Raw genomic sequence first — 21960 nt, forward strand, 5'->3', positions numbered from 1 at the left:
TCCTTACACTCCATATGCTCGGCGAGATGAGCGCAGAAACATGCGCCTCGGGCTTAGCGCAAGGCAATTCTCGCCGGATCTCAGGGACCCGAGGGGCGCAACGGCTCGCGGCGAGAATAGCGGCGCAGGGTATTTGTGCGGACAAATACCGAGCACGGGCGAGCGCAGAAGTCACAGCGCGGGGCGCTCTCTGTTAGTCGGCGCGCTTGCTGATAATCGGGCCGCTCAACAGGCCGTGCTCGAGCTTGGTTATCTGGCTGCGAGAGCTTAAGTGAAGCATCACTATCAACAGGTGTGGAACCCTGATGCGTCACTTTTTTGTCTCGGCTTAGGGATAGGGATAGGGGTCGAGTCCGGGCCCTGGCTCGATAACGACTCTGGCGCTCTGCATGCTTGGCTTTGCCTCGCCTAGAGTCTTGATAACGCCTACCCGCCTCGCGCAGGGACTGGCGGCGGGCAGCAGTTGCGCATTGCTGGCTACAGTAGCGATTGCCGCGATCGCATTGACTGCAGATCATGACCTGTCGATTGCAGCAATCGCAAAAGAAAAGTCGGCGGGTCAATGCTTTAGGCTGGTTCATCGGGGCGCTTATCCAGGTAAATTGCAAACACTGGACAACGGCGCTAAACCCGAGGATACTGATATGTGCCGTGTCGCAGGACGCGGTGGGCGCGGCATCAGGAGGGTTGTCAGCCTCTGGTTACCTGATGTCGCGTCGCCCTTACTACTTGCCTACCGATTCTCACCCTCTTATAAGCAAATCTCCAGTACTTTTAGCTGCTTAAGCAATAGCTCTGTGGACTTGTGGACGAGCGCTTCGCGCCGCCCTGAGCCCTACGGGCCGTGTGGACAGCCCGTGGACAACCCTGCGGGTTGCCCACCGCCTGCCCACACTCTCAGGGCTCTCGCCCACAGGGCCCACAGAGCCAGCTACTGGTTTATACGGAAAAGAAGGGACAAGCGAAAGCAGAAATCGACACAGAGCGTGGTAGTTAGTCTTAGCTTTTAGCTACCCAGTAGTTATGCGTGTTCTTGAATCCTCCGCCAAATATGTACGGATTTTGGCAGCCAACAACAACCGATTTCCTTAACGCTGTCAGCCACGATCTACGAACTCCATTAAACGCCATACTCGGCTTTAACGAGTTGCTTCTAGACTCCACAACAGACCCAGCTCAGCGTCACTACCTCGAGCTGTGCCGATCGGCGAGCAACCACCTGCTTGGACTTATCGACACCCTGCTCGACCTCTCGCGACTGGAAAGCGGGAAAGTCAAACTTAACGAAGAACGCTTCCACTTGCGGCAGCTCCTTAGTGAGCAGATGCAATTGCTTGAGATCCACGCCTCCGGCAAGGGATTAAGGCTTACGTGGGAGATCGATGAACAGATTCCCGAGCAAGTCATCGGCGATAGCATCCGCTTCTGCCAAGTACTGTTCAATCTAGTCATAAATGCAATCAAATTCACCGATAAAGGCAACGTAACGGTCAATGTCGCTGCCCACGACGAGCGCAAAGTGATTGTGTCGGTGGCGGATACCGGGGCTGGCGTACCAATTGCACTCCAAGAAAACATCTTTGAGCCTTTTCAAAGAGGCAATATCAATCAACAACAGCAACAAGGTACCGGTCTGGGCCTAGCCATCAGTCGCGAACTCACCAACTTAATGGGCGGTGAGATTTGGCTGGAGAGCAGTTCGGCAGCTGGCACTAAATTCTGCTTTACCGCCTTCTTGCCACCTGCTCCACCAAAGGAAAACTTGGACAATCTAGGCGAAAAACCAGCGAATGGCACAGAGCTAAGCCCACAAGAAGGTGATACTAGAGCCGCTAAGAGCGCAGATGCGACATCGCCGCCTGTTAACCTACAGGTCTTGGTTGCCGAAGATGAACCTACCAACGCCCTACTGATACGCGCCTTACTGGAAAAAAGCGGTGCTGAAGTGACCATAACGGAGAATGGCCGAGAAGCCCTCAACGCATGGCACGAGAACAAACCTGACCTGATACTACTCGATTATCAAATGCCGGAAATGAATGGCCCTGAAACAGCAAGCGCTATCCGCGCTAACGAATCGCGGCATACCCAAAAAAGAGCAAAAATAGCCATGCTATCCGCCCATGCCACCGATCAAGCCCGCCGTGAATGCGAGATGGCCGGTGCTGATACCTATTTAACCAAACCAATTCAACGCGCTGAATTATGCAAACTCCTTAAATGGGCTCATAAGGAGACTCTAAAAAGTTCCTCCTGAGCCTTGCTGCCTCGGCGTGAAGGTCTTGGCGCCAGGGATGGCACCATGAAGCCTCCAGGGATGGATTAACGGCGTCCTTCACACCGAGGGTGGTCTCTAAAACTTCGCCGTCGCCACCATCCGCCCCGGTGTGGAGGTCTTGGCGCCAGGGATGGCGCCATGAAGCCTCCAGGGATGGATTCACGGCGTCCTCCACACCGGGGCGGATGGTGGCGACGGCGAAGTTCTTAGAGGCGCCCCATAGGAACTTCTAACTGCAGCTCTGATCAAATCAGCTTTCAAAGCCCGCGCAGCAACGTATTAGGCAATATGGCATCATCCCAATCGGTTTCAGGATGACCAATACGGACTATAGCCAGCTCTGCACTAGGTATGACATAGAGCCTTTGCCCACCGGCGCCATCAAAAAAGAGCACATCATCGGCCTTATATGGGGCTGAATGGCGCACGGCGAAATCGCTCGCTGAATTATATTCACGCTGCCCATCTTCTGGTGCCCCCAGCCAAACGTGCAGGCCGTAGTTAGGATTAACCTCTGACGGGGAGGCCATTTGTCTTATCCACTCGGCAGGCAGGACTTGCTCGCCGGCAACGCGCCCCTCATTGAGAAAGAGCTTGCCCACCTTTACCCACGCCCGCGCAGAAGTAAGCAAACAGCAAAAAGTGCGCGGATCACCGCCCTCTCGATCCAGCCATACAGCAGCATCCGGTGCCCCCAAAGGCTGCCAAATGCGCTCGGCAAGGTACTCGGCATAGGGGCGCTCTACCGCACGGACAAGTGCTATACCGAGGATCTGCGAGTTAAAGTTCATATACTCAAAGGCCTGACCCGGTTCTTGCTCGCGCGGCAAAGAGAGCGCCAGCTCATTTATATCGGCACCGAGCATCAAGCGCATACCCTTATTGAAGGGGGTCGGGCGCATAGCTTCGACCTTCAGTCCGCTACTCATCGTCAGCAGCTCGCGTAAGGCTATATCACCGCGCTCATCCTCCGACCACTCCTCAATATACTTGCCGACCGGGTCATTCAGGCTCTCAATATAGCCATCATCAATCGCCGCGCCAATCAATAGTCCGAGAACACTCTTATGCATAGAGCCGCTATCGAACCTGCTGTCTGAAGCATGATCCTCCCAGTACCTCTCCACCACCAAGGCACCGCGATGATATACCAGTAAGGCCATACTATCGGTATGCTCGGCATAGGTTATAGCTTCAGATACAGCTTCGGCATCAAGCTTATGCTCGTCAGCCACCTCCAACTCAGCATCGCCACCCGGAACCCGTTCATTAGGTTGCCGCCACTCGACAGCAGAGACATCCATCCCCTGCATTGCAGTAGCAAGGCGCTTATAGAAGATAGGATCAGATAAATAGAGAAAAGTGCCAACACATACCAGGAGCAGCAGAAACGCGGCCAGGCCTTTGAGCAGTATAGAAAGGAGTCTTCTCATCAAAAAATCAAAACCTACATCGGCAAGCTCGCTAACTATACTTTAGCCGCGCACATATGGAAAAGGGCTAGAAAGGTGGCAATCTAACCCAAAAGGGATCTCAAAAACTCCCCCGGAGCAGCTAAACCGCCCCGGTGTGGAGGTCTTGGCGCCAGGGATGGCGCCATGAAGCCTCCAGGGATGGATTCACGGCGTCCTCCACACCGGGGCGGTTTAGCTGCTCCGGGGGAGTTTTTGAGATCCCTCTCAGGCTTTCAAGACTGCCACTCTAAGAAGCAGCCAACATTTCCAGCCGCCCTTGCACCCAACCAAAGCCGATCCGCTCCTGCTCCAGGCGCACCCGCTCGCCTAGGCTATCCGCGCATAAGTCGGCAAACAGCGCCGCCTCAGCCGGACTCAAACGCTCAAGCTCGCCGCCAAAGCGGTGCTCAGCTGGCTCACTGGTCCACAACGAACGGTGCGCCTCCAATGTCGCGCGATCCATGAGAAGCGACTCGGCATGTGGTAACGACCGCCGCAACCGATCCAGGATTGCAAAACCGTGGGTATCGATATCACCCCAATATAAGACGCGCGTTCGCATCAACCACGGCACCTCGGCAAGCCGCTCCAAGCCATAGCCGAGCCCGAAGATCACCAGCGCCCGTGGATGCGCCGGGAAGGCAAGGCCGTTGACCTTGTTCTCAGTTATGAAAACGGTATCGACATCCGGATCGAGCCGACGAAACTCCTCTGCAATCAGGGTCAAATCGCTCAGTCCGGCAATCGCACAAGTGTCATCGAGCAGACGCAGGCGCACCTGCGCCGGCTCCTGAGCCAGCCCATAACGCTCGGCGAAACGTCGCACCCCTGCAGCCTGGTGATTGATAGCCGACTCCGGCAACACGCAATCGAGCAGCTCGATAAGCAGTTTGCGCCGCGCCTCGATAAATTTGGTATCAACCCCGGGGATATCCAGCTGACGCAGATAGAGTCCGGGACGTGGGTTAGCCCGAAAGTAATCAAGCACCGCCAGAAGCTGTTCCCACTCGGCGGCATAATCAAGCGCGGTCAAAGGCCGGCGGGCCAACCAATCACGCAGCTCAGGGAAACGCTGCAGGGCATAGCGACTGATCCTGTCAAAGCGTGCCGCCGCCTCTTTCTTACCGATCAGCCGCAGGGCATCGGCCTCGCTCGGCACCACAGCCGCCACTGGCAGGTCATTACGGCCGTGGACCCGATGGTTGTGACACTGCCACTGCAGCTCGTAACCGTAACCGAGTTGACTGCGCTCACCGGCACAAAGCTCACGCACCCAATCGCGCACGGCGCCAAAGTCCTCACCCATCTGCTTAGAATCGGGCCGCTTAAGGCGCAGCTGCAGGGGGAATAGCTCCTCGCCAAGGACTCTCGCCCTGAGGATCTCTCCCCGGTGCCAGCGCTTAAGCAGCTGCTCGCGCAGCCCTGCCGCACGCGTCCAGGTCATTCTACAGCCACTACACGCCGCGCCGCCTTTTGTGCGTGATACTCCTCAATGGTGAGGTTGCTGAGCAAGGAGTAGCAATCGCCCTCAGCGTGGACATAACCGACGCTCGAGACAAAGGGTTCAATGACATGGATCTTTTGCAGCGGCGTTACGATTAGCAGCTGTAGCCCTAAGCGACCGAACAGCTCTAGCCCAAAGCGGGCCGACTCGTCGGAGCCGCGGCCAAAGGCCTCGTCAATAACGACAAAGCGAAATGAGCGTGAGCGGCTGCCTCCCCTACCCTCAAGCCCGAACTGATAAGCCAAGCTCGCAGCCAGCACCGTATAGGCCAGTTTCTCCTTCTGCCCACCCGACTTACCGCCGGAGTCGGAGTAGTGCTCATACTCGGTGCCATCCTCGCGCCAGCGCTCGGCGGCGGAAAAAGTGAACCAGTTACGCACGTCAGTGACCTTGCGCGTCCAGCGCTGATCGAGCTCGGCAGTACCCTCCCGGCCCTGAAAACGCTCGATAATCGCCTTTACCTGAAGGAATTTGCGCTCGTTATACTGCGCATCCTCGGAGCCGGTTACCGCCCCCTCGGTGCAGGCCCGCAGTTGCTCGCGAAAGTCACGGATATCGGCATCGGTAGAGTTATCCGCGACCAACTCGATATAGCGCCCGGGGTTATAGTCGATATCGTAGAGGGAGCTATTGATGATATCGATGCGCTCGCGGATCTCGGCACGCTCCTTGTTGAGCTGGGCCTGGAAATTGGCGATCTCGCGGATAGTATTCTCGTTAAGCAACTCCTTAAAGCGCTCCTCAAAGCGCGGTAAGTCGTCGTCACGCAGTGCTGCCAACATCTGCCGATAGTCATCCGCCGATTCAAGACTGGCGTCGACCTCTTTGGTCTGCAGCGGATAACGCGCCTGATAGTCACTCATGCGCTTGATAATGGTCTGAACAAGGCGCGAGGCCTGGCCATCGCGGGAACTAATCGTATCGGTTAGCCACTTGCGGTAATCCTGCTCCCGGTTATCGCACGAATCGACGGTAAGATGGGGCTCCCCGAGTGCCTGAGCAAACCACTCATCGAGTCGCGGGAAGAGCTGATGTGCCTCGGCATCACTCAACTCTTGGCGTTTAGCTTGGGCCTGTTCCCGAGCTTGCGCCGCCTGCTCGCGTTTTTCTACCGCACGGGCGTAATCGGAGCGCGCACTCGAGCGCTGCTCATCGGTCTGGCGTATAGCCTCATCGAGATCAGCAAGCTGCGCCTCAAGGACGCGTAGCGTATCCGACTCCTCCTCCAGGCGCCGGCGCTTCTCGTCGAGATCGGCTAACTCAACGGCTAGCGCTTGCCAATCAAGTTCAGCAAAATCGGTGTAGTGCTCAAGACGGGTGATGTTATCGCGATGGCGCTGCCAGCGCTTTTGCTCGCCATCAATACGGCTCAGCTGCTCGGCGACAACCTGGATGCGCCGCTCTAAATCGGCGCACTGCCCCTCAAGGGCGGCGATCTTAGCCTCATTGGACCAGCCCAGCACGAACCGCGAACGATCATCAATGCGGTGGCGGTCGTCCTTTTCGTGGCGATCGTGGCCGGCCTTGATTTGGCCCGCCGGGGTTATTGCCCGCTCTTCGCGGCGGAATGAGTCGAGATCAGGCGTACAAGCGTAGTCAAAGCGCCGCCCTAGCTCCTGCTCTAGCCATGGATAAAACTGCGATTCGGGTTTAATAGCTACCTTGTGCACCAACGATGCGGGATGCAGGCGCGGCGGTTCTTGAGCAGCGCGCTGCTCGCGGACCCGATAGTAGACCAGGCGACCCTTAAGATGGCTGCGCTCGACCCAACCGGCGATGGTTTTGTAGTGAGCATCCGGCACCAACAGCGACAGGCCGAAATTATGCAGTAACCGCTCTATGGCGCCCTCCCAATCCGCCTCGTCAGCCCTAATCTGCACCAACTCACCGACAAAAGGTACTTCGCCCTCGTCGATCTGCAGCTCATCGCACAGGCGCTGGCGCATCTCCAACATCCGCGCCGGGATATTGGAGCGGCGCTGACGCAGCGATTCCAACTCGGCTGCGAGCACACTATGCTCGTTGCGCAGATCGCGCATGCTGACCTCGGCCTCGGTACGCTCATTCTGCAGTCTAGCCAAGGACTCATCAGCCGTTTCCCGCTGCTCGGCAAGGGCTTGCTGATTGGCTCGGAAGATCTCTGCCGAATCAACAGTCGGCAGCCCCAGCGACTGCGCCAACTCATTGTACTTGGCCGCACTCGAGCTGCGCCGCTGCTTCTCCTCAGACTTGCGGGCGATATCGCTCTTCAGGCGCTCCAGCCGATCGCCGCCATTATCGGCAATCGCCTGCTTGAGTTCATCGCGCTGACCCTGCTGCTCGCGGTAAGAGCGATCAAGGCTGTTGATGCGATCATCGAGGCGAGTCAACTCGGCATCGAGATTACTCAGCCGCTTATCCAGCAACTCGGCCTTGATCCCGCCGAAATACGCCCCTAAGGCATCGCGCGCCGCACGCAGTTGACTAATCTGTGCGCTGAGCTCGGCGTATTTATCACAGTCTGCAACCAACGGTTCCAGCGCCTCAATCTGCTCACGCGCAGTGCGCACAGCATCGTGAGCTCGGCCCAGATCGTCGAAATGGCGGATCAGGGCTTGGATACGCTCCTCCACCGGGAAGGCCTCAAGCATATGGGAGCGAACAAACTCGGTAAGATTGCCCACCGACTTCATCGATACGGTCTGGCTGAACAACTCCAGGGCCTGCTCGCTATCAATCCCGAACCGCCGCCTGAAAGCCCCCTCATAGCGGGTAAAGGCGTCAAATACCTCGACCTGCTCCATCCCCCGCAAGCGCTTTTTCAGCTCATTAATATCACTACCAAAACCGGCAAAATCGCGGGCAATCGCCAAATCCCTATCAGCCACTAGGTAAAACCTCTCGGGACTACCTTGCGGATCACGCAACCACAATACCTGGGCCAAAGTCACGCCATGGGCCATGCCGGGATTATGAAAGTGGGCCAACACCACGCTATAGCTGCCGGCCCCGCGCAGCGCCACCGAGCGGCTAGCCAGGCCCTCTTCGCCACGCTCGCTCTTATAGTGGCCGAGCACATACGAGCGCAAGCTACGCTCCTTCGCCTCAGCGCCGGCGGCCTTGTTATAGGCAACGCGCTTCGGCGGTACCAGCAGCGTAGTTATGGCATCAACCAGGGTTGATTTACCCGAACCGATATCACCGGTGAGCAAGGCGTTCTCACCTTCCGGACGCAGCACATAAACCTTTTCGTGGAAGGTTCCCCAGTTAAGCACCTCTAAACGGCTGAGACGAAAGCCTCCTCCGCCCTCAGTAGGGGAAAAATCAAACAGGTCAGTTTGCATATATATTACTATCTCTTAGCCGTCATTCTCTTGCTCACTAAGATGCTGGCGGTAAGTCGCCAGGCGTTCTTCGAATTCGCCTAACCACTGCGCATCGACAAACGCCTTGAGGATACGCCGCACCTCAAAGCTATTCTCTTCATTTTTGAGACGACGCACGAACCCCAGCTCCTCAACCCTCTTGATATGGCTATCAAGACGCTCCATCAGCCGTGCCTCGTTAGCCGTATCCGGCATAAAGACGCGCAGCAAGTCGACTATCTGCTCCCGCGTCAGCACTAACCGCGTATCTCCGGCACTAGCATCGTGCTCAGCAAGTCGTTTGCGAAGCAAGGCCAACAGTAGCGAAACAGGAAATGAGAGTTGGCGGCGCCGGATAAGGCGCGGCAATTCCGCCTCGCCCTCTGCAGGCTCATGCTGCTGCAGATAGGCGTAGCCCTCGGCCTCGTCCAGCACCAACTCCAAGCCGAGCACGGCAACATAGTCGCGCACTCGGGCTTGTAGCTTGAGCAGAGACTGCCAGAGCTCGGGCTTGGCATCCTGATGGACTACACCTTGGAACAGCGCAATCAATACCCGCGATAACTCGGGGGCAGCGGTTTCGGCCTCGTTTGGTTGCTGCATAGGATCTCTATCTGCTGAATATAACACGCGGCAATCGCGCCCGGCGGTTGATACCTTGAGGATCCTGCCAGCTGACTACCTGAACCGACTGCTCATCGATAACAGCCCGCTCATCGGCGCTAGCCAGACTTAGATAAGCTACCAACTCGGCCAGGCCCTGTTCGAGTGGGTAGTGCTCGATAACAGTGGCCAACTCCACCTGCTCCCGCTCCTGCAAGCTGCGCCTGATCCTTCCGGAGAGCTCGTTCTTATCGACATAGACCTGCTCAAAAAGCGCCTCCGGCTGTGCCTCGCCCGTGCCCTCCTCAACCACTTGCTGCTCGATCCGGGCTCGAAACGGCGGCACAAAGAGACGCCGCTCCATGGGCATATCAATCATCGGGGCAGGCTCAGCTACGGCAAAGAAATCGCCGCTAGGCTGGTTATCGCGCACAGCCAAGGCGTGCTGTTCCACGTCGTGGATAAGATCCATGATCCGGCGATTCTCCAGCCATGCCTGATCGTCAAGAAACTTCCGCAACTGCGCCGAGAGCCGGGCCACGGTCCGCTGCGTCTCTTCACCGGCGTCCATCCAATCGTAATGAACTCGTGCCAAGCGCCGATCGGGCCCCAACTGTTGGACCGGGTCAAGCTCAATGACCCGCTCTAGCAACTCGGTAAGCTCTTCTTGGCGGGCCGGCGACATCAAAAAGTCCCAAAAGGCGCGAAAGCTCTTGCCCTGATCCGAGTCAGCTATGGCATCACGCTCACCGAAGACTTCGGCAAGCAGATCACCCTTGCTACCCCCCCAAGTGGTAATGCGCTCGCGGACCTGGCGGTCAAGTTCCCGGAAGTTCTGCTCGACCTGACGAAAATCGGCGAGTAGCCCGCGGGCAGTCCGCTCAACCTGATAGTAGCGCTCCTTGAGCTGAGTCTCATCCATAAACTCAAGACGCCCATCACGGATCGCTGCAATCTCAGCATCTATCTCGGCACGACGCCGCTCGAGTTCATTGATCCGCGCCTCGGGGTCAGTCTCCGCACCGTGCACCATCTGCCGTAATAGATCAAAGACGGTCAGCAGGCGTGATTCGGCGCCGACGAACTGCCGCTCCTCAAGCTCCTCCAGCCAGCCCAGGGCCACTTCGGCTGCCGGGGTAAGATCGAAGTGCGGCTCATCGGTAGCGGGCGGATAGAATTTGCGCAACCATCCGCGCTCATCTGCTGCCCAGTCGTTAAGATACTCCCCGGCTGATCGCGGGTAATGCCCCTCACCAAGCTCAACGCGGAGGTGGTGCAGGTAGTCCTCAAGGGCGTTGATCAGCTCACCCTGCGGCTGCGCCCGCCGATTAGGCGCCACGAATGCCCGGTGCATAAAACCGAGCACCAGCGGCGCACTATCGGCGATTAGCAGCCGCCAGGCCGGGTGGTGGCGACGCAGGGCCTCTATATGGTGGTAATCCAAGGCGGCGATAACAGCAGTTAGTGGGCCGTCATGCCGGCATCGACCATATAATTGGCTCCGGTTATGCCTGAGGCGGCATCTGAAAGCAGGAAGGTTGCGGTAGCCGCCACCTCATCATTAGTGACATAGCGCCCTAGCGGAATGCGGCTGACGAAACCCTCTTTTACTTCCTCGCCATGGCCCGGCTGGACCTGATCTTCAATGGATCGCATCATCCGATTGTCGACCGGACCCGGGTTAACGCTGTTTACCCGAATCCCCTCAATCCCTAACTCGGCAGCTGCGGTACGCATTAACCCCATAACCGCGTGCTTACTGGTTACATAGGGGCTGAGTCCTGCAGACCCACGCACTCCGGCAACGCTGCAAGTAATCAGAATGGTGCCACCGCCGGCACGTCGCAGCGCGGGCAGCGCGGCCTGGATGCCATAGCGCACCCCGTGGACATTGACGGCGAACACCTTCTCCCAAACCTCATCACCGGCAGACTCAAATGGCCCCACCTTGCCCTCAATGCCGGCATTGAGAAAGATCCCGTGCACAGCCCCAAACTCTTTTTCTGCCGCACTTATCATGGCCAGATTATCATCCCAACTAGATACATCTACCGCCATAGCCGCCGCTCTCTCGCCAAGGGAGTCAGCTAGCTGCTGAACACCCTCGATTTCTCGATCAGTCAACAGCAGACTTGCCCCCTGGGCATGGAGAGACCTTGCGGTAGCCTCGCCAATCCCACCCGCAGCACCAGTTAGCACTATAACCTTGCCTTCAAGATTGCCTGCACCTGCTTGTCCTGACATTGCCCTACTCCCCATCGTGATTGTGGTGGGTATATTTTACCAGCTTATTAAGTTATGCTCGCCAGCGTCACTCACCTAAAAAGGTTATTACTACGGTCCTCGAGTGCCGCTGAGTACGATGCTCCCACAGAAAGACTCCCTGCCAAGTGCCTAAACAGAGCCCTTGCTGATTAAACGGCACGGTAAGTCCGGGACCGGTTAGCACACTGCGGATATGCGCAGACATATCATCCGGCCCCTCCATGGAGTGAGCGTAGCGTCGATCACCATCGGGAACGGTCCGGGTAAAATACCCCTCTAAATCCTGCAAAACTGTCGGATCGGCATTCTCCGTTATGGTCAGCGATGCGCTGGTGTGCTTGCAGAAAAGATGACATAGACCGTTTCTCAGCTGCCAAGAGCGTAACAGATCGCTGACCCGACTGCTGATCTCTACCGGACCTCGGCCCTTGGTTGCGACGACTAGTTGATCCTGATGTATGCGCATAGTTAAACCATCTTGTTGAGTTTTTAGCGTCTAAAATTACCCTCCAAGCGACCTCTAAAACCTCCCTAGGGGGGACCTCTAAAACTTCGCCGGCGCCGCCATCCGCCCCGGTGTGGAGGACGCCGTGAATCCATCCCTGGAGGCTTCATTGCGCCATCCCTGGCGCCAAGACCTCCACACCGGGGCGGATGGCGGCGCCGGCGAAGTTTTAGAGGTTCCCCAAGGGCAGCTAATCGGCCCTGGGGCGATTTTAAGAGGCGGTTTTAAGAGGTGCCTTCCAGGAGCAAATCGAGAATCTCAAGCGCCTCATCAAAGGCCATATTCTCTACCTCAGCCTGAAGCTCGTCACAATTTAGGCCCAGGCTGCGCAAATAGGCTAGGGCCTGCTCCAGGGTCTCGGTATCGACCCACTCGCTTGCCGCCAGCTTCGCTCGCAGTTGCTCAACAGCTGCAGCAGTACCAACCATATCTGCCGATTGCCCCTCCTGCACCGGCGTCTGAAGCTGATCCAAAGCCTGATCAGCCTCTTGCAGTGCAGCTTCCAGTTCATCAATTAGAGCAGCATCAACCTCAGCTTCAGCCTTCAGTCTCTCCTCAATCTTGACGCTAAGCTCCTCAAGCCGCACTGCAGCCGCATTGCCGGCAACACCTTTTAGGGCGTGAGCAGCGTAAAGTGATGCCTCCCGGTCAGCATGGCGCAGATAGTCAACCAGTTTGGCGTGCTCATTCCGGAGTCGCCGCTGCAAGCCTTGCAAAACACGTATGTAGTCTGCCTGATCACCACCGAAAAGCCGCAACCCCCGCGCAAGATCGAAGCCGGGGAGTTGTTCCGGCAACCGGGTAGCCGGAGCTACTTCACCCCTCGACGCCGACTCGTCCACGGGCAGCTCTGCAACAGCGTCGTTAGAAGTCATTAGGTGTGCTGCTAGACTAGCGTAGAGGTGCTCGCGGTCGATAGGCTTAGCGATGTGATCGCCCATACCGACAGCTCGGGCACGCCGATGATCATCCTCAGTTACAGCCGCGGACAAGGCTAAAATAGGACCACTATAGCCAGCCGCGCGGATCTGCCGGGTCGCCTCAAAGCCATCCATTACCGGCATCTGTAAATCCATAAGGATCAAATCGGGCACTGCGTCATGAGCCGCTTTCACTGCCACAGCACCATTCTCAGCGACCTCAACCTGCGCTCCGGTCTTCTCGAGGAGCAGCGTGGCGACCTCCTGGTTAGTCTCATTATCCTCGGCCAGGAGTATTCGATAACCGGTTAGATCAGGCAGGCTAGCTTTCGCCTCACGACCGCCGATGCCATCATCATCGCCTTTTTCAGCTCGCAGCAAGGCGCTGTAGAGGGTGTTTGCAGTAATCGGCTTGGAAAGCAGTTCGCCGGTTACCCCCTCGGGGAAATCTATCTGACTGGGGTTATAAGCACTGACCATGATAACTGGCGGACCAATACGTGCTAGCTCCCCACCCCGACGCAACCTATCCAGCTCACGACATGTATTGCTACCACTCATACCGCCGGGCATCATCCAATCTAAAAGAATGAAGTCAAACGGCTCGGCACGAGCTTCTGCTGCTGTGACCTTGGTGATAGCCTCTTCTCCACTTGCCGCCTCCTCTACTCGGAAATTGCAATGCAAGAGCATCTCGCGCAGGGTCTCTCGAGTCTGATCGTGATCATCCACAACCAGAATGCGGCTACCCCTAGTATCCGGGCAACGGGCCATGACCGATTCACGAGCCCCGCCCATATTCAAATTAAGCTCGAAGGTAAAGGAGCTACCCTGATCGGGCACCGCTGCAACCTGCAGTTGGCCACCCATCGCCTCAAGCAAGTGCCGGGAGATAACCAGGCCTAATCCAGTACCACCATAGCGGCGAGTGGTTGAAGTATCAGCTTGAGTGAAGGCCCGAAACAGGCGACTGATCTGCTCCTCAGTCATACCGATACCGGTATCACGCACGCAAAAGCGCAGGGTAGCAGCACCCTCATGCTCTGCCTCGATCTGTCTTATGCTCAACTCAACATCCCCACCCTCCGGGGTAAACTTGGTTGCATTACTCAGTAAGTTAGTCAGCACCTGGGTTATGCGCAGCGAGTCGCCGATCAGGCTAGGGGGAATTTCAGGATCGACGTCGTACACCAGTTCAAGCTGCTTCCTATGGCCAACCTCTGCAAATATCGCAGCAAGGTGATCAACGATCTCGTTGATGTCGAAACTGTGCTCCTCAAGCTCCAATTGACCAGCTTCGATTTTCGAGAAATCCAGAATATCGTTAATGATGCCTAGCAACATCCGCGAGGAGCTATGGACCTTGCCCATGTAGTCGAACTGGTGCTCATCTAGAGAGGTTTCCAGAAGCAGCTGACTGAGCCCAATAACTGCGTTTAGCGGGGTGCGTATCTCATGGCTCATATTGGCGAGGAACTCGCTCTTGGCTCGACTAGCCTGCTCTGCCTGTTCTTGGGCTTGCTTGATCTCGGTGAGATCGTCGTAGACGGCGACGATCTCACCTGCTGATAGGCGGAAGATGTAGTTCTCACGCCAACCGCTGATGCGCTGATCCTGGTACTCAGTCACCGGCAGGTGCTCTGGCTCCCCGGTTTTAGCTACTCGCTGCAAGGCGGCTAGCAATCCCATAGCCTCTGCCCCGGGGAAGCTCTCAGTGAGGCGACGCCCGATGACCTCCTCTCGTGCTATCTGGTCGATGCGCTCGGATGCGGGGTTGAACTCCAAAAACTGAAAATCCTGCCCCCCAGCGACCGGATAAAAGACGGCCACACCGCTGCTAGTCTGCTCGAAGATGCCCTGGAAGCGCTCCTTGGCTGTGTGCAGCGCCTCTTCGGCAGCCTTGAGCTCGGAAATATCCTGGATGATAGACCAAATTACCTCGCGCCCTTCTGGCGTAGTGGTCTTGAAGCCGTGGAGCAGAACCGGGTAGCGGTAGCCGTCCCGGTGGATATACTCTTTCTCAAACGGGCCGTACTGCCCGGTCCGCTGAAGCAACTCGAGCTGCGCCTGCTCCTGCGGTAGGTATTCCTCCGGAGTGACATCCCAGTAGCTAAGCGCCTGGAATTCCTCACGGGTGTAGCCGGCAGGCTTATTTATAGCCTCGTTAAACTCGAGGAACTCACCGGTGTTAAAATCGTTCATGGCGATGCCCACCGGGGAGAGTTCGAACAGCCCCCGGAACTTCGCCTCCTCCGCCGCTAGCCGGCGGCGGTTTTCCTCCTGCTCAGTGATATCCCGGTTGACCCCGACCACTCGGACTGACTGGCCAGTGCTAGAGCGAATTATTTGGGCCTGGCCATGGAGGATCCTCACCGCGCCGTCACTGAAGCGCCGGATGGAGATGGTGACGTCGAACGGCGTGCCCTCTCGCATCGCCTGCTCGAAGGCAGCCACCGCCTGATCACGCGACTCCGGCAGCAGGTGCCTGACCCAGTCCTCGAAGGTACCACCGAACTCCTCGGGCTGCACCCCGTAGAGCCGGAACATCCCCTCGTCCCATTTCAACTTACCACTGGCCGGATCGTAGTCCCAGATCCCCAGCCCCGCAGCCGAGGTCGCTAGCCGCAGGCGCTCTGTCAGGGCCTGCTGAGCCTGCTCCGCCTCCTTCTCCGCGGTGATATCCCGCCCCGTGCCGCGAAATCCCAGCAACTCGCCCCCCGCGTCCAAGATAGGCAAGCCGCTGACACGTTGGTACACCCAACTCCCGTCGGGCCGCACTGAGATATGCTCCAGGCCCTGCCATGAACTCTTGCGCGTCGCCCACTCGTTGAGAAGCCCCCGGACTCTCTCGGCCTCCTCGGCAGGCATGAAATCGAAAGGGGATCGACCGATAATCTCGTCTACGGGCCGCCCAAGAAGAGGCTCTACCGGCGATGTAACAATACTATAGCGGCCCTCGGGGTCGATCTCCCAGATGTATTCCCCCGCGGCAAGCGAGACGTCCCGGAGGCGTTTCTCACTCTGCTCAAGCTCCTCAAACAGTTTCCGGCGTTCGGTCATATCAGCGTGGCTGCCGATCGCCCGCAGTGGCTTACCGTTGGCGTCACGCGTGATCACCCGACCCCGGTCGAGAATCCACTTATAGCTGCCGTCCTTGCAGCGCACGCGGTGCTCGTTTTCGTAAGTCTCGGTCTCGCCGCGAAGATGACGCTCCAGATCGGCCAGGCAACCCTCAAGGTCATCCGGATGCACCCGCCGCTTCCACTCGTCGAGGGTATTGCCGATCTCGTGCTCCTCGTAGCCGAGCATGCGCTTCCACTGCGGTGAGAAATAAATCGTATCGGTGGCAGCATCCCAGTCCCACACCCCCTGCTCGGTGGCCTCCAGGACGAAGCGCCAGCGCTTCTCGCTCTCGGCAAGCCGCTCCTGGGAAATGCGCTCCTCGGTGCGGTCGAGAATGTAGCCACGGATCAGGAGCGGCCTGCCGTCGGTGTCGTACTCTGGGGAGGTGTAGTCATAGAACCAACGGTACTCGCCGGAGCGGGTGCGCAGGCGGTAGTACTGTTCAAAATACTGCGTCCCGCAGGCTAGGTAGCCGGCGACCTCCTGGCCAATCCGCTCGGCATCGTCGGGATGGATCAGGTCCGTGAAGCGGAACCCAGGGGCCATCATCTGCTCCGCGGTGTAGCCCAGGACCTGCTCGACATTGGGGGAAGCGTAGTGGACCGGCCAGCCGGGCTCAGGGCGCCAGAAAAAGATGGCGACGGGACCACCGGTAAGGAATGCTAACGCCTCAGTGCGGCGCTGTTCCTCGCTGGAGACCTCATGGAAGAGCAAAATGGTAGTATTGTCGGCACCGGCGCCCTTCACACTCAGATCGACGACAATGTCCCGTGCATCCGCGCCCCGGAGGACCTCCCGGCTATCGTAGGCCTCTCCCGAGCGCAAGGCACTGAGTAGGCCGCAAGAGGCAGCCGCGACCGGCGTATCACGAAAGGGACAGCCGAGTGCAGGTGCGGACTGTATATCCTTAAGATTCGACAGGTCGGGATTGCAGCCAAGCAGCGCTGTGAAGGGCTGACCGATCAACGCCTCACTCGTGGTACCAAGGATCGAGCCAGCCCGGCGGCTGGCGCGGTTAATGTTGCCTGCGGCATCAATAACGAGGAGTCCGCCGGGGACCTCCTCGGTAATTGATTCCAGGTCGCGGTTGCTCTGCTGCAACTCCCGGTTTAGCTGCGCGAGTTCCCCCTGCTGCTCCTGGAGAAGGGTGAACCACTGGTTGAAGTAGAGATTGACTAGCTCCTTCTGGCTGATTACACCGGTGAGCCTTCCAGTATCGTCGACGACAACAACACGCTTGATCTTCCTTTCACGGCAGAGGCTCAGCGCCTCAGAGATACTGGCATTCTCGGGGAGTTTCTCCACCGGGACGGTCATGGAAGAGCCGACGGTGTTATCCGGATCGGTGCGCGCGGCCAGGAGGTTGATGATATCTTTCTGGGTAAGGATACCAACCGGGTGGTCGTCTTCGACGATCACTGCCGCTCCCTGGCCCTGCTCGGCGATCGCCGCCATCGCCTCGCGTAGCGTAGCACCACGTGTCAGCTGGGGCGCCTTAACCCAGCGGAAAAGTTCCCCGACGCTCTGGGTCTGCGCCAGCATTTGCGGATCCAGACCCGCGGCCAGGTCGGTGTAGCTCAGGATGCCGCACAGCTCGCCTTGCCCATCAACCAGGCAGATATGCTCGCCGCGGTTGCGGATGGCCTTAAGCCCATCAACGACGTTAGCGTCAGGGTCCAGAATAGTAGCCAGAGGCAAATCGAGTTCACCCAGGGGCGTCTCAAGGTCTGAATCCATGGCATCAAGGCGAAGCAACATGGAAGAAAGAAAGAGCTTAAGCCCGTCGTCACTTTTTACGACTACATCACGTATATTGCAGTCGCGCATAGTTGCTACGGCCTCGGCCAGGGTAGCTGTGGTGGGGAGAGTAACAACACTCTTTGTTGCCAGCGCACTCAGCTTAGGGAAGAACATAGGCCCACCTCTTCAGGCAACTGCTACAAAGCTCAGGAAACGGATGCCTCCACCCGGTTACGCCCATGCTCCTTAGCGACATATAGTGCTCTATCAGCCGCTTCTTGAAGAGAACTTGCATCATTATCATGCGGCCCTGGCAAGACTGTTGCTACTCCAACACTGACGCTGACTACGTTTGCCACCGAAGAGTGGGTATGAGGGATGGCGATATCCGCAACGGACTGCCTAAAACTTTCCGCTACCTGCCTTGCGCCATCCGCATCCGTATAAGGCAGCAGTACAACAAACTCCTCTCCACCGTAACGGGCAACAAGATCAGTATTGCGGTTGGGCACTCGGGCCAGAGCACCGGCAACTCGCCGCAAACACTCATCACCGGCGCCGTGGCCATAGTTATCGTTATAAGCCTTGAAATGGTCTATATCCATCATGATCAGCGAAATCGGCGTACTACCCCTCTGAGCTCGCGCCCACTCATCTTTAAGTTGCTGATCAAACCGCCGGCGATTAGGAAGGTCGGTCAGACCGTCGCGCTGAGCTAGGTGCTCAAGTTCGTCTGTCCTGCGCTTTAGGTCTATATGGTTACGCACCCGCTTGCGAGTAATACCGGGAACGAAAGGCTTGACAATATAGTCAACAGCACCTAACTCCAGCCCGCGCTCCTCATCTGCGGCGGTGTTACGCCCAGTCACAAAGATTACCGGTATATTCTGGGTATGCTGAGCCTCTTTAAGGCGTCGGCAGACCTCATAGCCATCAGGATCCGGCATGACCACATCAAGCAAAATAAGATCCGGCTGCGGTTCGCTTGTCGCTAGCTCAAGAGCCTTTTGGCCACCTGTGGCGACTTGAATCTCGTAGTCTCGCTTCAGCAAATGGGCGAGGACCTGGATATTGCTTGGCTGATCGTCGACCACAAGCACCCGAGGCGCTTCTTTGGTATCTTTTTGACTCATCAGTGCCTGCCTACCGTGTGTATCTAAGCCTCATGGGCATACTGCAAGAAGCGACCTCTAAGGGCGTCTCGAAAAACCTCCCCGGGGCTATTAGTCGTCCCGGTGTGGAGGACGCCGTTAATCCATCCCTGGAGGCTTCATGGCGCCATCCCTGGCGCCAAGACCTCCACACCGGGACGACTAATAGCCCCGGGGAGGTTTTTCGAGACGCCCCTAAGAAGAAAATCATTCCAATACTGATTAACTAAGGGGGCCAATGGCTATCTGCTCCAACCATTGAAGCACCGTTTACCATCACATCCGATATAAACTTACTATACCATTAGACGCACCCAAAAACTTCCCATTAACAGCAGCTACTATTGGGTCTTGGGAAGGGAGGCAATGACGCAACCTAGGCGCCATTGCCTCGACATAGGTAGTTTTATATGCCCGTCTAAGGCGGCTAACGCGCCGAATAGGCTACCACTAAGAAAAACAGCGCAAACGCGGTTAAGCCACCAAAGACTGCGATGACTGCCTGGGACTCAAAAACAGCAATGCCAAGAATCGTTAATATTGCAGAGACAACAGCTATAGTTATAGCTATACGCTCATCTGTAATCTTGACCTTCTCTTCTGCCATAAACCTGCCTCCGTTGCGAATATCAGCTTTATCAGCTCAGACTGGGAGCCTCGGGAAGCCCCAGGTACGTACCAGTATAACTGGCTGGGTCAGCAAGGTGCAGGGTTGGCCTTCGGTCATGGGTTACGTGCCGCTAAATCAATGAAATCTCGGATAGTCTCTCTGTCAGGTGTTTCACCACGCCCGACGAAGTGACGGTAGAGCACTCGCAACAGACGTGCCTGGGTAGCAGGCTCAAGACTTAGGGCTCTCTCCTGCAACTCCTCAAAAGCAATCAAACCTAAAGATTCCAAAACCTCTAGGTCCAAAGCCACACCTTCGCTCGGCACCTGCTGACCGGACTCTCGCCCAGTAAGCAACCAATCTAGCGACACCTCACCTATGTGCGCCAAAGCCACTAGCTTACTAGCAGTAGGCTCATTCGCTTCTGAGATGTAACGGTAAAGATGGCCCTCGGATATGTTAACCAGCTCAGCCAATCTCTTTTTGCCCCCCACCGAAGTCGCAATCGCTGCAATGCGTGCCCCTAAACCATACCCAGATACTTGCAAACGATTATTTTTCCGGTTTTGGGCTGCTCCACCTTGATCGATAGTCTCCATCTCAAATCCTCACCAGGCTATCTTCCCTTATGCATCAACTAGCAGCCGAAAGAAAACTCTTATATGATTGATTTTATGCATAAAATCAGATTTCCTCACTACATGACTAAAGAGTAAGCAAGAGCATTAGCACATGAGTGAAAAAAAACCCAAAAAAAACACCACTCTCGGGACTGGCACCGTGCAGATATTGTAGCCGAGCTGCGCAAATCCGGATGGAGCCTGCGCCGCCTTGCGATTCACCACGGCTACTCATCGCCGACCACGCTTACTACGGCTCTTACGCGGCCATGGCCCAAGGGCGAGCGCTTGATCGCATCTGCTATCGGAGTAGATCCGGCTACGATATGGCCAAGTCGCTACATTGCTAATGGTACCACTCAAAAGTCTAGCAATCACCGAAAAAAGTAATCGAGCAACAACATGGCCATTGTGCAGTGCAGCACTAGAATCGACTTCAAGGTGCAAGAACTACCACTGTTTGCTGTCCCTTGCTGCTAAATAGCTTGACACCAGGGATTGACCCACTTTGCCCTCCACACCAGGGCAGTTGAGTGGCTCCGGGGAATCTTGTAGAGGCACCCAACAGCTTGTGGCTAGACGGAGGGGGGGAGCCGCCTAGCCGTTAATTGATTTACCTAGCTCTTTACTCTAGGAACGGTCAAAATCCTTCCATCATGTCGTCCATTTGCTGTTGAATATCACCCATCATGGCTGTAGCTATATCATCCGCCACCTCTGGACATTGCTCGGCCACCCCTTGCTCTATTGTTGCCATATCAAGCTGCTCTTGTTCTATGCGCGCTTCGATATCGCCAATAGCTGCTTGCAGCTCTTGACTATCCATTTCATCAATTGAATGGCCAATATCACAGAAATCGCTTATAACTTGATCTTCCGGACTGCCGCAGCCAGCAAGCAGAGCTAGCGAAGAGCAAACCCCAAACGCAACAGCAACTGTTTTTTTCATCGTCTCGGCTCCTTTTCCAGCCTATTTAGCTTTGATAGTGCATTTGCAAACCGACATATACTTATGTATACAAACGCACGCACGAGAGGGTACATCAGCAACCCCACAGAACTCCACCGATAGCCTCCACAACCGAATACCAAGCCCGGGAGAAGAGCTAGATGCCAGTTGATTACGACTACATAAAAGATGGTGCGGCTATTTATACCAAGTCATTTGCGACCATCCGCGCTGAGGCGCAGCTCGACCGCTTTACCAGCGATGAGTCAAGGGTAGCGGTGCGTATAATCCACTCCTGTGGCATGGTAGAAGTGGCTGACAAAATCTCTTTCACCACTGGAGCCACTCGGAGCGGACAGAACGCCTTGCTCGCCGGCAAACCTATCCTTTGCGACAGCAAGATGGTAGCCAATGGCATCATCCGCAGCCGCCTGCCTGCTGATAACGAAATAATCTGCACGCTCAGCGACCCAAGAGTTCCAGGGCTTGCCGAGAAGATCGGCAATACCCGCTCCGCAGCCGCCCTCGATCTTTGGGGGGAAAAGCTTGATGGTGCTGTTGTCGCTATTGGTAACGCCCCTACTGCCCTTTTCCGCCTGCTTGAGCTGATCGATTCTGGTGCTCCTCGGCCTGCTATAGTTATAGGAATGGCGGTAGGCTTCGTTGGTGCGGTCGAGTCAAAAGAAGCTCTAGCGGCGCGCCCTGAACTGGAGTCGGTTATCATCCATGGTCGGCAAGGAGGCAGCGCTATGGCAGTGGCAACTGTCAATGCTCTTGCCAGCAGCCAAGAATGACGGCGCTACCACTAGGAAACCTCTGACAGCTCCCTCCGGAGTCGTTCCACTGCCTCGGTGTGGAGGTCTTTGCGTCGTGTATGGCGCCATGAAGCTTCCA

14 protein-coding genes and 1 pseudogene are annotated in these 21960 nt (G+C 56.7%); 3 read left to right on the forward strand and 12 right to left on the reverse strand.

The window, feature by feature from the left end:
* Positions 1-1051: 1051 nt before the first annotated feature.
* Entirely contained in the window at positions 1052-2257 is a 1206-nt protein-coding gene (locus tag HH1059_RS09615; RefSeq protein ID WP_096409950.1) for a hybrid sensor histidine kinase/response regulator, read from the forward strand.
* A 278-nt stretch (positions 2258-2535) separates the two neighbouring features.
* Here HH1059_RS09615 and HH1059_RS09620 read toward each other — a convergent pair whose 3' ends face one another.
* From HH1059_RS09620 to HH1059_RS09690, 11 genes are all read right to left on the reverse strand, one after another.
* On the reverse strand, positions 2536-3711 hold the full coding sequence (locus tag HH1059_RS09620; protein WP_096409951.1) for a serine hydrolase domain-containing protein: 1176 nt from the start codon (positions 3709-3711) through the stop codon (positions 2536-2538).
* 268 nt (positions 3712-3979) lie between these two features.
* Positions 3980-5176, reverse strand: coding sequence for a DUF3322 domain-containing protein (locus tag HH1059_RS09625; protein ID WP_096409952.1), 1197 nt, complete (start codon positions 5174-5176; stop codon positions 3980-3982).
* The gene (locus HH1059_RS09630) at positions 5173-8559 is read right to left on the reverse strand and encodes an ATP-binding protein (protein WP_096409953.1); all 3387 of its coding nucleotides are present in this window, start codon (positions 8557-8559) and stop codon (positions 5173-5175) included. The genes HH1059_RS09625 and HH1059_RS09630 overlap by 4 nt, the downstream gene beginning before the upstream one ends.
* 15 nt (positions 8560-8574) lie before the next feature.
* Positions 8575-9183, reverse strand: coding sequence for a DUF4194 domain-containing protein (locus HH1059_RS09635; protein WP_096409954.1), 609 nt, complete (start codon positions 9181-9183; stop codon positions 8575-8577).
* Between the two features lie 7 nt (positions 9184-9190).
* Positions 9191-10627: a DUF3375 domain-containing protein gene (locus tag HH1059_RS09640; protein WP_096409955.1), complete on the reverse strand. Its 1437-nt coding sequence runs from the start codon at positions 10625-10627 to the stop codon at positions 9191-9193.
* A gap of 17 nt (positions 10628-10644) precedes the next feature.
* The gene (locus tag HH1059_RS09645; RefSeq protein ID WP_096409956.1) at positions 10645-11427 is read right to left on the reverse strand and encodes an SDR family NAD(P)-dependent oxidoreductase; all 783 of its coding nucleotides are present in this window, start codon (positions 11425-11427) and stop codon (positions 10645-10647) included.
* 67 nt (positions 11428-11494) lie between these two features.
* Positions 11495-11914: a secondary thiamine-phosphate synthase enzyme YjbQ gene (locus HH1059_RS09650; protein ID WP_096409957.1), complete on the reverse strand. Its 420-nt coding sequence runs from the start codon at positions 11912-11914 to the stop codon at positions 11495-11497.
* Between the two features lie 263 nt (positions 11915-12177).
* Entirely contained in the window at positions 12178-17910 is a 5733-nt protein-coding gene (locus tag HH1059_RS09655) for a PAS domain S-box protein (protein ID WP_096409958.1), read from the reverse strand.
* Between the two features lie 32 nt (positions 17911-17942).
* Positions 17943-18869 (reverse strand): diguanylate cyclase domain-containing protein, encoded by a 927-nt coding sequence (locus HH1059_RS09675; protein ID WP_096409959.1) that lies wholly within the window; start codon positions 18867-18869, stop codon positions 17943-17945.
* 445 nt (positions 18870-19314) lie between these two features.
* The gene (locus tag HH1059_RS09685) at positions 19315-19494 is read right to left on the reverse strand and encodes a hypothetical protein (protein WP_096409961.1); all 180 of its coding nucleotides are present in this window, start codon (positions 19492-19494) and stop codon (positions 19315-19317) included.
* 116 nt (positions 19495-19610) lie between these two features.
* Entirely contained in the window at positions 19611-20096 is a 486-nt protein-coding gene (locus HH1059_RS09690; RefSeq protein WP_096409962.1) for a helix-turn-helix domain-containing protein, read from the reverse strand.
* A 183-nt stretch (positions 20097-20279) separates the two neighbouring features.
* On the opposite strand from HH1059_RS09690, the pseudogene HH1059_RS09695 reads away from it, so the two are divergent.
* Positions 20280-20507: pseudogene (locus HH1059_RS09695) on the forward strand (helix-turn-helix domain-containing protein); the annotation flags it as partial.
* Positions 20508-20757: 250 nt separating this feature from the next.
* Here the strand turns inward: HH1059_RS09695 and HH1059_RS09700 are convergent.
* Positions 20758-21066, reverse strand: coding sequence for a hypothetical protein (locus tag HH1059_RS09700; protein WP_096409964.1), 309 nt, complete (start codon positions 21064-21066; stop codon positions 20758-20760).
* Between the two features lie 161 nt (positions 21067-21227).
* Here HH1059_RS09700 and HH1059_RS09705 point away from each other — a divergent pair, with 161 nt between their 5' ends.
* The gene (locus tag HH1059_RS09705) at positions 21228-21860 is read left to right on the forward strand and encodes a precorrin-8X methylmutase (RefSeq protein ID WP_096409965.1); all 633 of its coding nucleotides are present in this window, start codon (positions 21228-21230) and stop codon (positions 21858-21860) included.
* Positions 21861-21960: the final 100 nt, after the last annotated feature.

The sequence above is a fragment of the Halorhodospira halochloris genome (assembly GCF_002356555.2).
Lineage (GTDB): Bacteria > Pseudomonadota > Gammaproteobacteria > Nitrococcales > Halorhodospiraceae > Halorhodospira > Halorhodospira halochloris.

Bases quoted from the DNA above. Each gene is read 5' to 3' on its own strand.
- HH1059_RS09615 (WP_096409950.1), top strand. From the start codon at position 1,052: ATGTACGGATTTTGGCAGCCAACAACAACCGATTTCCTTAACGCTGTC.
- HH1059_RS09620 (WP_096409951.1), bottom strand. From the start codon at position 3,711: ATGAGAAGACTCCTTTCTATACTGCTCAAAGGCCTGGCCGCGTTTCTG.
- HH1059_RS09625 (WP_096409952.1), bottom strand. From the start codon at position 5,176: ATGACCTGGACGCGTGCGGCAGGGCTGCGCGAGCAGCTGCTTAAGCGC.
- HH1059_RS09630 (WP_096409953.1), bottom strand. From the start codon at position 8,559: ATGCAAACTGACCTGTTTGATTTTTCCCCTACTGAGGGCGGAGGAGGC.
- HH1059_RS09635 (WP_096409954.1), bottom strand. From the start codon at position 9,183: ATGCAGCAACCAAACGAGGCCGAAACCGCTGCCCCCGAGTTATCGCGG.
- HH1059_RS09645 (WP_096409956.1), bottom strand. From the start codon at position 11,427: ATGTCAGGACAAGCAGGTGCAGGCAATCTTGAAGGCAAGGTTATAGTG.
- HH1059_RS09650 (WP_096409957.1), bottom strand. From the start codon at position 11,914: ATGCGCATACATCAGGATCAACTAGTCGTCGCAACCAAGGGCCGAGGT.
- HH1059_RS09655 (WP_096409958.1), bottom strand. From the start codon at position 17,910: ATGTTCTTCCCTAAGCTGAGTGCGCTGGCAACAAAGAGTGTTGTTACT.
- HH1059_RS09675 (WP_096409959.1), bottom strand. From the start codon at position 18,869: ATGAGTCAAAAAGATACCAAAGAAGCGCCTCGGGTGCTTGTGGTCGAC.
- HH1059_RS09685 (WP_096409961.1), bottom strand. From the start codon at position 19,494: ATGGCAGAAGAGAAGGTCAAGATTACAGATGAGCGTATAGCTATAACT.
- HH1059_RS09690 (WP_096409962.1), bottom strand. From the start codon at position 20,096: ATGGAGACTATCGATCAAGGTGGAGCAGCCCAAAACCGGAAAAATAAT.
- HH1059_RS09700 (WP_096409964.1), bottom strand. From the start codon at position 21,066: ATGAAAAAAACAGTTGCTGTTGCGTTTGGGGTTTGCTCTTCGCTAGCT.
- HH1059_RS09705 (WP_096409965.1), top strand. From the start codon at position 21,228: ATGCCAGTTGATTACGACTACATAAAAGATGGTGCGGCTATTTATACC.